Genomic DNA, 11,989 nt, shown 5'->3' with positions numbered 1-11,989 from the left:
CTCACAATCGTCCCGCGGCCTTCAACCGGATGTACATATCAGAGAGCTGCGGCGGCAGTCCGTCCGGACCGGCGTCCACTACTTCAACTCCGGCATGCCGCAACTGGACGGCCACGGACTCCCGCTCCAGCAGGGCCCGTTCCGCAGCGGCAGCGCGGAAGACGTCAGCAGCGGTTGCGCGCTGGCCGCGAAGCTCCTCGAACAGCGGATCACGCACCGAGGCAACCACGACTGTGTGGTCGCGGGCGAGCCGTACCGCCGTCGGAATCAGTCCTTCTTCCGGAACTCCGCCGTCAAGCGCGGTTAGCAACACCACAAGCGCCCGGTGAGCGGACAGTGCCCGGACCTGTCCGGGTACGGACGGCCAGTCGAGCTCGATCAGTTCCGGCTGCAGCGGCGCCATGGACTGCACCAGCCCGGCCAGGAGGTTACCTCTGCCGGCTGATCCTGCCTGGGCGCGTGTCCGGCGGTCAAAGGCGAAGAACTCCACCCGGTCTCCGCCGCGTTCCGCCAGCACCGCCAGCAGCAGCGCCGCTTCCAACCCGGTGTCCAACCGTGGCTCGTCGCCGATCCGCACGGCGGAGGTGCGTGAAGTATCCAGCATGATGATCACCCGGCGGTCCCGCTCCGGCCGCCAGGTACGGACGACGACGGCGGAACGGCGGGCGGTGGCGCGCCAGTCGATGGAGCGAACGTCATCACCGCGCACGTAGTCCCGCAGCGAATCGAACTCCGTCCCGGCGCCACGGATTTGCACGGCCGCCTTGCCATCCAGTTCGCGAAGCCTCCGAAGCTTGGACGGCAGGTGCCGGCGGGAGCGGAACGGCGGCAGTACCCGTAAGGTCCCGGGGCAGGGGTAGCTGCGCTGCCGGGCGGCCAGCCGGAGGGGGCCGTAGGCCCGGATGGTGACATGGGGTGCGTGCAGGTCATCGCGCCGGGTGGGCTTCAACAGGACGGTGACCCTGCGGGTGGCCTGCCCCGGTACGTCGAGGTCCTGCACCGGATTAACGGCACCGGCGGAGGGCTGCCAGGCATCTTTGATGGTGCCGCGTATCCGTCGCCGGCCATCATTCCGGATGCGCAGCACGCTTTCCGCTGTACCGTCCAGGACTACGTTTCCGGGGTCCAGCCGTTCCAAGTGCACGGCTTTAAGCTTCGCGGCGAGCAGGAGATCTGCCGCCAGCAGGGCAACGAGGAGCAACACCAGCCACATCGCTGTCAGCCACGACGGAAACATCACCAGCACCACCGTCGCCAGCACCGCCAACATGACGGCACGCCCAGAGATCGCCACGGCTCAGCGCGGAACGGGAACGGCGGCCAGGATGCTGCCCAGGACATCGTCGATCTGGACACCGTCCATTTCGGCTTCCGCGCGCAGAGCCACCCGGTGCCTCAGGCAGGGGAGCGCCAGGGCCTTGACGTCGTCCGGTGTCACGAATCCCCGCCCGGACAGCCACGCCCACGCTCGGGAGGTGTTCAACAGCGCCGTAGCTCCGCGTGGCGAGACACCCAGCTGGAACGACGGCGCCGCCCGGGTGGCGCGCGCGAGGTCCACGATGTAGCCGAGCACTTCCGGGGCAACCTCGACTGCGGCAACCGCCTCGCGTGCCCGCGCCAACTCGGCGGGACCGGCCACTGGCCGGACACCTGCGGCGGCGAGATCGCGGGGATCGAAGCCCGACGCGTGCCGCCGGATAACCTCAATTTCATCATTGCGGCCAGGCAGCGGCATGGTCAGCTTGAGCAGGAAACGGTCCAGCTGGGCCTCCGGAAGCGGATATGTGCCCTCGTACTCCACCGGGTTCTGGGTTGCCGCCACCATGAACGGGGCAGGCAGCGTCCGCGACTCACCGTCCACGGAGACTTGCAGCTCTTCCATCGCTTCCAGCAGGGAAGCCTGGGTTTTGGGCGGCGTGCGGTTGATTTCGTCAGCCAGCAGGATATTGGTGAACACGGGTCCTTCGCGGAAGCTGAACTCTGCGGTGTGGGAGTCATAGACCAGCGACCCCGTCACATCGCCCGGCATCAGGTCCGGAGTGAACTGGATACGTTTGGTGTCCAGGTCCAGCGCCGCGGACAGGGTGCGGACCAGCAGGGTCTTGGCGACGCCCGGCACGCCCTCGAGCAGGACATGGCCGCGACACAGCAGGGCGATAAGCATCCCCGTGACAGTGGCATCCTGGCCCACCACAGCCTTGGCCACCTCCTTGCGGACATCGTGAAGCGCCTGCATGACAGGGTCGTGTCCATGGTTCGGCGGAGTGGTAGGGACGCCCTGCGCCCGGATCAGCTCTTCGGTCAATGTTCTGCCACCTCTTGCTCGAGTTTGTTCAAGTCCTGTGCCCATTGAACCAGCCGCGCTTCGTCGGCCGGCATCTCGTCCAGTAACTCCAGTACAGCGGCCTCCGGCCGGTCCAGGAAAGCTGCCGTCCGTCGCGCCACATCATCCACCGAAGCGTCGGGGCCCAGCCTGAAGTGCCTGGCCAGGCGCACCAGTGCTCCAGCCCTCAGGTTGTCCCGGGCCAGGTCCACGGCGCGGGCATCGTGATAAAGGCGGGCGCGGCCGTAGGCGGTTTCGCCCGCTTTGACGGTCACAGGAAGCGGCTCGAAGACCAGCGGCCCCAACCGTCGACCGCGCCACACCATGGCCAGGGCGGCGACCAGGATCAGCCAGGGGCCGAGGAAGCCTGTCCAGGCAGGGGCCAGTTCATTGAGGGTCTGCGGTGAATCGGGGGAGTCGAAGTCGCTGATTCCCGGCAGGTACCAGACCACGGTGTCTGTTTCGCCCAGGATCCGGATGGCCAGCGCGGCATTGCCCTCCTGGGCCAGTTCCCTGTTGCTCATCAGCTGTGCGCTGCCGAGGACGGTGACGCTTTCAGTACTGCTGTGGGCCACCACGCCTGGCGCGCTGGCGGTGTTGTTGCTGGTGCCGGTGCCGCCGTTGCCGGCGGCATAGCAGGCGGTCCCGCCACCGTACAAATAGGCCGAGGGCGCCAGGATTGGGCCGGCGGCCATCGCATCACCATCGTTGCAGCCGGGCTCAAGGACGCTGGTCGCGTCCGGAACCACTCCGGCCTGGTGCAGTCCGGAGTCCAGGCCCTGGAGGGTTGTGAACGCCGGCGTCACCGCAACTGTCCTGCCGGCCAGGTCGCTGAGCCGTTGGAGCTGGTCCCGGTCCAGGTAGGAGCCTTCGTCGTACAACAGCAAGGTGGCATCCGGATTGTCGCCAAGAGCGCCGACGGCGGAAGTAAAGTCGTCCACGGGACGCACGGTGACGCCGTGGTTTCCAAGGATCCGGGCCACCGCCTGGCCTCCGGCGGGCCCCGGATTGTTGGCGGACAGTGCCCGGCCATCCTTCGGGGCCGCCAGAGTGTTGGCCACCGTAATTCCCGCGGCCAGCAGCAGGACAATGATCCCTACTGCCATTGCACGGTGCTTCTGCGCCCATGCCATGAGGCGGGTGACACGCCGCGGCTGCTTATCCCGGCCGGGGACGGGCCCACCTGCAGTGTCAGCAGTAGTGGCTGCAGGGCCGGTTGCAGGATCAGCGCCGGCCACAGCGGAGTGACTCATCGCGGCACCTGTATCTCCTGCAGCACGGAGTACTCTGTGTTGCCAGGGTTCCGGGCTTCCGCCTGCAGGGCCTCGTCCAATGCGGTCATTGCAGCGTAATCATCCCGGTCGGCGGCGGAATGCCCATAAAGTACGGCGTCGAAAATCCCTGCCGCGATGCCCAGCGGAAGTGCATGGCCCGGATAAACGTGGGCTAACTGGGTTGCCGCTTCATCGGCGGTACGTCCTGCGTGGGCGGCAATAATTTCATCCTCTTCGCCAGCCCTCACCAGTGCACGGTAGCGATCAATGACGGCGGCACGCAGGTCCCCTGCCGCGGCTGCGGCGTGCGCACGCGCCCGGTACGCGTCGGCAGTAACTGATGTACCGGCGTCGTACATTTCCTTCTGTACCTTCCGCCGGGCATTCAGCCTGGGCCTCACCAGGACGATCGCGGCCACAATAATAACGACGGCGGCACCTGCAATCAGCGGACCGGCCACTGAAGTGGGTGGTCCTGAGGGTCCGCCGAGCTGGCCCAGCCAGTCCAGGACCCACTGCCAGCTGTCCTCCAGCCAGGCTGGAGCGGGCCTCTGGTAGCCGGGCCTGGCGAGCTCCTCAGCCGCCCAGCGGCGGCCTTCCTCGCCGTCCGGCAGCACCGGAGGTTCAGAAGCCATACCTGGCCGTCCCGGGTCCACCGTGTTCCGGGCCGGATCCGGGGCCTTCGCCCGAAGCCGCCGGGCGGCCGGGAACGCCGTCCGGGTCCGCTCCGCTTTCCAGCTGGCGGTGAAGGACAAGGTCAAGTCCTTCGCGGCGCATCCGCAAATCCAGGTAGAGCAGGGCCATCGCCGCGGTCTGGTAGGCGTAGGCCACGGCGCCCACCGCTGCCGTGACGATTGCCAGCAGCACAGCGGTGGCGATCGCGCCGATTGCCAGCTGTGAGGGGTCACTGTGCGGCATGGCCACGCCGGCGGCGAGCCCGGACAACATTCCCACGGGGAGGGTGACAATCTGGGTAATCACGGAAACCATAATGGCCACCACCAAGGTGATGCCCAAGAGCCGCCACCAGTGAGAGGTGGTCAGCGCCCATGAACGCCGAATGCCTGCGAACGCGCCAATCTGTTCCACCACGATCGCCGCTGGCGCAACCATGACCTTAACGCCAACCCAAACAGCCAGGACAAAAGCCCCCAGCCACAGCGGCAGGAGCAGGAGGAAGCCCGGGCCGTCCATGGCCTCGACCACGAGGTAGCTCAGGAGCAGCATCAGGCCCATCCCGATCACCACCGCGGCCAGGTACACGGCGGCGAGCCGGACCAGTGCCCAGGCATGAGAGCGAGACAGGTTCCACATCTGCCCGAATGTGGTGCGTCTATTGAGGACGGACCGGGCCACCGGAACAACCATGGCACCCTGGAGGACCGCACCGATGAAGATGCTGAGCAGCACCATCACGACGCTGCCGCCGGCAAGCCCCAGCACCAGGCCGGCCACGGCGGATTCGTCAACCCGGCCCAACTGGTCTTCGATCGAGAACGCGGACGTAGCGGAGAGCGCGGTAAACACCGCGACCACGATCGCCATCAGGGCCTGCGCCAGGAATGCAGCGCCGAGCATGGCTTTCGGATTGCGCCTGATGGTCTGGAAAGAGCCGTCGATTACCTCGCCGAAGAGCAGAGGCCGCAGTGGCACGGTGCCGGGCTTGGGCGGGGCGACATAGAGAGGCTGCCGGTAGCCGGGCATCGGGCCGTAGCTGCCGTATGGCGAAGGACCCCACTGCGGCTGGCCATTCGGCGGCTGGCCGTAGGGCTGCTGGCCATACTGTTGCTGGCCATGAGGCGGGCCCCACTGGGGCTGCCCATAAGGTGGCTGCTGCGGTCCCCACTGTGGTTGGCCTTGGGCACCCGGAGGGCCCTGCTGACCTTGCGGGCCCTGCGGCCGCTGTTGCCCGGGTTGGCTCTGGCCACTTCCGTCCTGCTCTGACACCTTTTCTCCCCACAAGATATGCCTGCCGGCGGACAGATGATGCTGCCGGGTCATGTGGCATCTGCCACGGCATTCCTGAGCTTGTCACAGCAGTTGGTGCAGGCAGGGGCCCGGCAGAGCCGCTCCCAGCCTATAGTCCCGGGAGCGGCGTTCCTAGCCCGGCGCCATGCCGCGCAAGGCACTGATGGGACAAAGGCACCCCAATAAGGGAATATATAGCTATGAAGGCACGCATCCTGGTAGTGGACGATGACGAAGCGCTGGCGGAAATGATCGGCATCGTCCTGCGCAATGACGGCTTTGAGCCGGTGTTTTGCGCTGACGGCGCCCAGGCGTTGGAAGTTTTCCGTGCCTCCAAGCCCGACCTCGTGCTCCTGGACCTGATGCTGCCGGGAGCGGACGGCATCGAAGTATGCCGCCAGATCCGTTCGGAGTCCGACGTTCCCATCGTCATGCTCACCGCCAAGTCAGATACCTCCGACGTCGTCCGCGGCCTTGAATCCGGCGCTGATGACTATGTGCCGAAGCCGTTCAAACCCGCTGAACTGGTGGCGCGCGTTCGCGCCCGTCTGCGCCCGGGGGACCAGAAGGCACCGGAGACTCTGCGGATCGCTGACGTCACCATTGACGTCGCGGGCCACCTCGTCACGCGGGGCAACGAACGTATCTCGCTGACGCCCCTCGAGTTCGACCTGCTCGTGGCGCTCGCCCGCAAGCCGTGGCAGGTATTCACCAGGGAACTGTTGCTGGAGCAGGTATGGGGCTACCGCCATGCGGCTGATACCCGACTGGTCAATGTGCATGTCCAGCGGTTGCGCTCCAAGATCGAGCGCGATCCCGAAGCTCCCGAAGTCGTTTTGACGGTCCGTGGTGTCGGCTATAAAGCAGGTTCCTGAGCCCTCCCGCTCCGAGGAAAGCGTTCCGGAAACGCCCCCGGCACTTTCCCGCATTGATCGCGCCCGGCTTTGGCGCCGTCGTGCACTGATCGTGGCTGCCCGCGTCCTGCGGTTGCTGAGGATCGCCGTCGGCCGTATTTTCCCGGGACTGCGGTTCCTGGCCAGTACTTTGCGGCGCAGGTGGCGCAGGTCCCTGCAGTTCCGCACGGTGCTCACCACGTTGCTTCTCTCGGTTGCGTCGTTCGCGGTTGTCGGGGCGTACCTTTCCAACCAGATAGCCCATAACCTCTTCCAGGAACGGTTAACGCAGGCCGAGTCGGAGACGCGTTACAACGTCAAGCAGGTGCAGGACACCTTCAGCGGTGCCCAGGTCAGTGATCAGTCCAGTGTTATCACCCTGGTCTATGACACCCTGAGCGCCGTCGAGGGCAGGGGCTCGGTGATCCAGCGCCGTTACGTCTTCGAGGCGATGCCCGATCAGACCAGACCCCGCAACCGCTGGGTTGAATCCAGGGCATCCGATCAGCTCACCATCAGTGTTATTCCGCCGGAGCTCCGCAAGGCGGTACAGCAATCGGGCCCGGACCAGTACTGGGCGCCCACGGAAATACCGGTGGGCACCGAGGACAGGCCAGCCATTGCTGTAGGCAACAAGGTCACCTTCAACGGCACTGTCTACGAGCTTTACCTGATCTACGACGTCAATACGGCCCAGGAGACCCTGGACGAGATCCAGAGAGTTTTGTGGACTGGCTTTGCCGTGCTGGTGTTGATAATCGGCGGAATCGCCTGGTACGTAACCCGGAACGTAGTGAGTCCGGTCAGCCACGCAGCCCTCGTTTCCGAGAAACTGGCTGCTGGCCAGCTGCAGGAACGCATGGTTGTCAGGGGCGAAGACGAGGTCGCCAGGCTTGGCGCGTCCTTCAACCACATGGCCGCCAGCTTGCAGGAGCAGATTACCCAGCTGGCCACCCTCTCCCAGATGCAGCAGCGGTTCGTCTCCGACGTTTCGCACGAGTTGCGGACGCCGCTGACCACCGTGCGGATGGCCGCGGAAGTCCTTTATGACGCCCGTGATGATTTTGACCCCATCAACAAGCGCTCCGCGGAACTTCTGTACCACCAGGTGGAGCGATTCCAGTCGCTGCTCGCCGATCTCCTGGAAATCTCCCGGTTCGACGCCGGCGTCGCCACACTCGACGCTGAGCCCGTGGACATCCTGCAGGTGGTTGGCAACGTTGTTGACGACGCAGCCCCCGTTGCAGAGGAATATGGTTCGCCCATTGTCGTGCACTCGACAGCCGATGAGATTATCGCTGAGGCAGATGACAGGCGGATCGAACGGATCCTGCGCAACCTGGTGCTTAACGCGGTGGAGCACGGCGAAGGGCGGCCCGTCACAATCTCGGTGGCGGCCAATGAAACTGCCGTTGCCATAACCGTTCGGGACAAGGGGATCGGTATGGAGCCTGCCGAGGCAGCGCGCGTTTTTGACCGGTTCTGGCGGGCTGATCCCGCCCGGGCGCGGACTACCGGAGGCAGCGGCCTGGGCCTTTCCATCGCCATGGAGGACACCAAGCTGCACAACGGCTGGCTTCAGGCCTGGGGGAAAAAGGGCGCGGGCGCCAATTTCAGGCTCACCATCCCGCTGAAACGCGGCGGCGCCATCGAGCGTTCGCCACTGCAGTTGGACGCCGACGACGCCGCCCTGCCACCCGGAGATAGCCAGGGACCAACGGTGAACGTCTACGTGAACCGTGATGGCGAAGGGGCCACCAGCTTGCAGCGACGTCTGCAATCACGCCCGGAGCATGACCTACAAGCCGCCGGGGAGCCCGCGGCGGTACGGGAATCGGAGCCGGCGACGGCACCCGGCAGTGTGAAGGACCAGTCATGAGCAAGGATTATCCGCGGAGTAAACCTGCAGTGGCAGCGCCGTTGATGGCGGCCCTCCTGGTGTTCCTGATGTTGCTGATGGTGGCAGGCTGCGCTCGAATCCCAACCTCCGGCCCGGTCGGCAAGAGTACGGACGAAAGCGTTGGTAACGCCAACGCGCCGGCGTTCTTTCCTGATGCGCCACAGCCTGGCGCCGCCCCGGAATCCATTATTGAGGGCTTCTATACAGCAGGCAGCGGCTTCGTGGACGACTACGCGGTGGCCCGCGAATACCTCACCCAGGCCAAATCAGTGAATTGGAAGCCCGATTCCCGGGCGCTCGTGTATCGAGGCGCCCAGGTGGTGCGCACCGATGTCGAGAACGTCTTCAACTATGTGTTGGACGTCGCCTACTCTGTGGACTCCTACGGAATCACCACTTTTGCGCCTGAAGGCACCAAGGAGAACATCCCGGTAACCGTCACCGAGGTGGACGGCCAATGGCGGATAGCCGACGTGCCGGATGGGACGGCCATTTCCGAGTCAACGTTCAAGAGCATCTACGGCTCTTTCCCCATCTATTTCTATGACCCCACGTACACCTACGCCGTACCGGATGTCCGCTGGTTCATCAGAAATAAGACAGTCAAGGCAATGACCAGCGCATTGTTGGCCGGGCCGGCACCGTATCTTCAGGGCGCCGCCGTCAGTGCGTTTCCGGCAGGAATGAAATTGGCCAGGGAATCCGTTCCTGTTGTATCCGGGGCTGCACAGGTGGATCTCAGTGCCAGGGAACTCACGGAATCCTCCACGCAGGACCGGCTCCGGATGCAGACTCAACTGGCGCTGACCTTCCGTGACCAGCCTGATGTGGTCAGCGTGGAGTTGCGCGCAGACCAGGATCTGGTACGGGTGGAAGACGACGGATCGGTGCTGCCGCCCGTCGTGGACAAGCAAGTCCCTGGGCGGCAGATCGCTGTGGCCGGTAATGAACTGGTGCGCCTGGAAAGCAACCAGATAACCCCGTTACCGGAGATGGGGTCCGTCGCCGAGTTCAAGCCCGCTTTCCCGGCAGAGTCCCCGGTTTCCCAGTCCGTGGCGTTCCTGAATGAAAGCCGGAGCACTCTCTACACGATGGTGCCCGGCCAGCCCGCCCGTGCGGTTACCACCCGCAGCACGTTGACCCGGCCTTCCTTTGACACTAATGACTGGGTCTGGACAGCCGGACCCAATGCAACAGGCGCTGCGGAGATCGTGGCCTTCAAACCTACCGGAACAGCCGAAGGGGCCGAGCTCCCTTCCGTCTCCCTGACTCCTGACTGGTTGTCCGGCCGGACGGTCAAGGAAATCCGGATCTCCCGCGAAGGCGTTAGGGCACTGGTGATCTCGGAACAAAATGGACAAACCAAAGTGGAGGTTGCGGGCATCATCAGGGCCGCCGACGGAACTCCCCGGGAGCTGACCACGCCCGTCATTTTGGATGCCGCATCAACCGCAGACCAGGGCGTCTGGGTTGATGACACCACTGTTGCCGTCATGAAGCCGGCGCCGTCGGCTAATGTCACCCCGGAACTGCTTTCACTCACTCTCGCCGAACAACAGCCGCTGGCGCCGTGGCCGGGGCTGCTCTCGCTCAGCGCAGGCAATGGTACTGACCAGATCTATGTACAGTCTGCGGAAGGCATCTTCCAACGGCTTGGAAACGGCTGGTCGCTCCAGCTGAGCGGGCCCACGCACCCGTCCTTCCCGGGCTAGGCATTCCCGGCAGGCCCCAAGCGCTGCAGCGGGTTTGTCCACATAGGAACGACCGGTGTTGTGGGGCTGCCCTGTGCGGCGGAGGATGCAAAAGTGGACATTCACTCCGATCCGGGCCCCGGTGCCGATCCTGACCTTTCACCCCGGCCCGGAAGTGGCGCCCAACACAGAGGTGAGGTTCGGGAACGTTCATTCCGGATCCTTGATGCTGCAGCAGCAGCATGGACTGAGCTGGCCGCGCTGGCACTGCCGGTGGAATGCGTGGTGTGCGGGGCGGAGGATGAAGCCTTGTGCGGCCGGTGCAGGCAACGGATCAGGAAGCTGACCTGGCTGCCCTTCCGGGCGGAGGGGAATGCTGCGGCACTCGTGGGGTTCGACGGCGCCGTCCTCCTTCCGGTCTCGGCCGCCGGGGTGTACCGGGATGAACTGGCCCGGTCCATCCTGGCGTTCAAGACGCTGGGGCAACGCCAGCTTCGCGGAGAGCTGGGCAGTGCGCTGGGCCGTGCGATCGTGGCCGGCATCCCGCCAGGCATACCGGTCTCCCTGGTCCCGGTGCCCAGCAGTCCGGCGGCCTATCGCAGGCGCGGATTCAGTCCCGTCCATCTCTTGCTGTCCGGACTCCGAGGCCGTCTGGGGCCCCTCATCACCGTCCAGGACTTGCTGCGCGTGCGGAGAAAAGGCAGGGCTTTCGCATCAAGCGGACAGAAAGGGTTGGGCAGGGGAGATCGGGCCAGCCGGGTGAGGGACTCAATGAGCGCCAGGCTGCTCCGTCGTTCTGCCGTAGCTGGGCGGCATATCGTGCTGGTGGACGACGTGCTCACCACAGGGGCAACCCTTGGCGAAGCCGCACGGGCTTTGAACGCGGCCGGCGGACTCGTCCATGGTGCCGTGGTGTTGGCATCTGCCCGGCCGCCGAAGAGTGGACCCGAGGACCTTCAACGCTTGAACAGCGCCGAAATATCCCGGAGAACGGAAGGGGATGACTTAGAAAAAAATAAACCACGAAAGCGTGAATAACCGGTGCACATGAACTAACGTCGAATGTGGGTACAGGAGAAGATGTACCTGTCGATGGCGGCTCGAAAGGGGCTTGACTGTCACCAGACCGGCCCCTGGAAGTGCCGTTGTCGTGTCACCGAAGGCATTTGGAGGGCACCATGGAGTTTCTGATCAGCGGACGCAATCTCACGGTCTCGGATCGCTTCCGCGAGTACGCTGGCGAGAAGATTTCGAAGATTGAATCGCTTGGCGACAAGGTCCAGCGTGTGGACGCAAAGGTTTCCAAGGAAACCAACGGTCGCCAGGCGGGGGACCAGCTCACGGTGGAAGTCACCGTATTGGGCAGGGGACCCGTGATTCGCGCCGAAGCAAGTGCACCGGACAAGTTTGCTGCGTTCGACCTTGCATACAACAAGCTCCTGGAACGCCTGCGCAGGGCGAAAGACAGGAAGAAAGTTCATCATGGCCGGCACACGCCAAAGGCGGTGCGGGAGGCCACCGCCACACTCGAACCGGCCAGCTCCAGTGAGCCCATCTACGTCGAGGCCAGCCACCGCAACGGCCAGCTGCCTGAGGTCCCTGCAGAAAAGACCCCCTACGATGTCGACAACGATATCCCGGCTGGCGACTCACCCGTCCTGATCCGCAGGAAGGTCTTCCCGGCGGCGTCAATGACTCTCGATGACGCCGTAGACAATATGGAACTTGTTGGGCACGACTTCTACCTGTTCGTGGACAAGGTCACCAACACTCCCTCGGTGGTTTACCGTCGGAGGGGTTGGACGTATGGCGTGATCGCCCTTGACCATGAGTGCGAACCGGGGGAAACTGCCGTGGAGGAAAAGGTCCTTGCCTACCGTTCTGATGACGAAGCGGCAAACGCCTAGCAATTGACCTGCTAAACACCAGGAAGGAGCCAC

10 protein-coding genes are annotated in these 11,989 nt (G+C 64.6%); 5 read left to right on the top strand and 5 right to left on the bottom strand.

Features of this window, described 5'->3' with window-relative positions:
- Window position 1: 1 nt before the first annotated feature.
- The 5 genes from ACWA13_RS12205 to ACWA13_RS12185 form a co-directional block, all read right to left on the bottom strand.
- Window positions 2–1,294 carry a DUF58 domain-containing protein gene (locus ACWA13_RS12205; protein WP_463934432.1) on the bottom strand — a complete coding sequence of 431 codons (1,293 nt, stop codon included), beginning with the start codon at window positions 1,292–1,294 and terminating at the stop codon, window positions 2–4.
- 3 nt (window positions 1,295–1,297) lie between these two features.
- A complete protein-coding gene (locus ACWA13_RS12200) occupies window positions 1,298–2,236 on the bottom strand; it encodes an AAA family ATPase (protein WP_463937921.1) in 939 nt (312 codons plus the stop codon).
- A 65-nt stretch (window positions 2,237–2,301) separates the two neighbouring features.
- Entirely contained in the window at window positions 2,302–3,576 is a 1,275-nt protein-coding gene (locus ACWA13_RS12195) for a DUF4350 domain-containing protein (protein ID WP_463934430.1), read from the bottom strand.
- Window positions 3,573–4,232, bottom strand: a complete 660-nt coding sequence (locus tag ACWA13_RS12190) for a DUF4129 domain-containing protein (RefSeq protein WP_463934428.1) — start codon at window positions 4,230–4,232, stop codon at window positions 3,573–3,575. Before ACWA13_RS12190 ends, ACWA13_RS12195 begins: the two co-directional genes overlap by 4 nt.
- On the bottom strand, window positions 4,222–5,250 hold the full coding sequence (locus ACWA13_RS12185) for a DUF7847 domain-containing protein (RefSeq protein WP_463934426.1): 1,029 nt from the start codon (window positions 5,248–5,250) through the stop codon (window positions 4,222–4,224). Before ACWA13_RS12185 ends, ACWA13_RS12190 begins: the two co-directional genes overlap by 11 nt.
- A 515-nt stretch (window positions 5,251–5,765) precedes the next feature.
- On the opposite strand from ACWA13_RS12185, the gene mtrA reads away from it, so the two are divergent.
- The 5 genes from mtrA (at window position 5,766) to hpf (ending at window position 11,956) form a co-directional block, all read left to right on the top strand.
- Window positions 5,766–6,440, top strand: a complete 675-nt coding sequence (gene mtrA, locus ACWA13_RS12180; RefSeq protein ID WP_463934425.1) for an MtrAB system response regulator MtrA — start codon at window positions 5,766–5,768, stop codon at window positions 6,438–6,440.
- Window positions 6,441–6,492: 52 nt separating this feature from the next.
- On the top strand, window positions 6,493–8,337 hold the full coding sequence (mtrB, locus tag ACWA13_RS12175; RefSeq protein WP_463937920.1) for an MtrAB system histidine kinase MtrB: 1,845 nt from the start codon (window positions 6,493–6,495) through the stop codon (window positions 8,335–8,337).
- A gap of 44 nt (window positions 8,338–8,381) precedes the next feature.
- Window positions 8,382–10,070 (top strand): LpqB family beta-propeller domain-containing protein, encoded by a 1,689-nt coding sequence (locus ACWA13_RS12170; protein WP_463937919.1) that lies wholly within the window; start codon window positions 8,382–8,384, stop codon window positions 10,068–10,070.
- 93 nt (window positions 10,071–10,163) lie between these two features.
- The gene (locus ACWA13_RS12165; RefSeq protein ID WP_463934424.1) at window positions 10,164–11,087 is read left to right on the top strand and encodes a ComF family protein; all 924 of its coding nucleotides are present in this window, start codon (window positions 10,164–10,166) and stop codon (window positions 11,085–11,087) included.
- A 140-nt stretch (window positions 11,088–11,227) separates the two neighbouring features.
- A complete protein-coding gene (hpf, locus tag ACWA13_RS12160) occupies window positions 11,228–11,956 on the top strand; it encodes a ribosome hibernation-promoting factor, HPF/YfiA family (protein ID WP_463934423.1) in 729 nt (242 codons plus the stop codon).
- The last annotated feature ends 33 nt before the right edge of the window (window positions 11,957–11,989 follow it).

The sequence above is a fragment of the Pseudarthrobacter sp. TRD_SC_9 genome (genome assembly GCF_055361265.1).
This window is presented reverse-complemented; position numbering and strand designations above follow the sequence as displayed.

Excerpts from the sequence above, each read along its gene's own strand:
- ACWA13_RS12200 (WP_463937921.1), bottom strand. The coding sequence starts at position 2,236 with ATGCAGGCGCTTCACGATGTCCGCAAGGAGGTGGCCAAGGCTGTGGTG.
- ACWA13_RS12195 (WP_463934430.1), bottom strand. The coding sequence starts at position 3,576 with ATGAGTCACTCCGCTGTGGCCGGCGCTGATCCTGCAACCGGCCCTGCA.
- ACWA13_RS12190 (WP_463934428.1), bottom strand. The coding sequence starts at position 4,232 with ATGGCTTCTGAACCTCCGGTGCTGCCGGACGGCGAGGAAGGCCGCCGC.
- mtrA (WP_463934425.1), top strand. The coding sequence starts at position 5,766 with ATGAAGGCACGCATCCTGGTAGTGGACGATGACGAAGCGCTGGCGGAA.
- ACWA13_RS12170 (WP_463937919.1), top strand. The coding sequence starts at position 8,382 with ATGGCGGCCCTCCTGGTGTTCCTGATGTTGCTGATGGTGGCAGGCTGC.
- hpf (WP_463934423.1), top strand. The coding sequence starts at position 11,228 with ATGGAGTTTCTGATCAGCGGACGCAATCTCACGGTCTCGGATCGCTTC.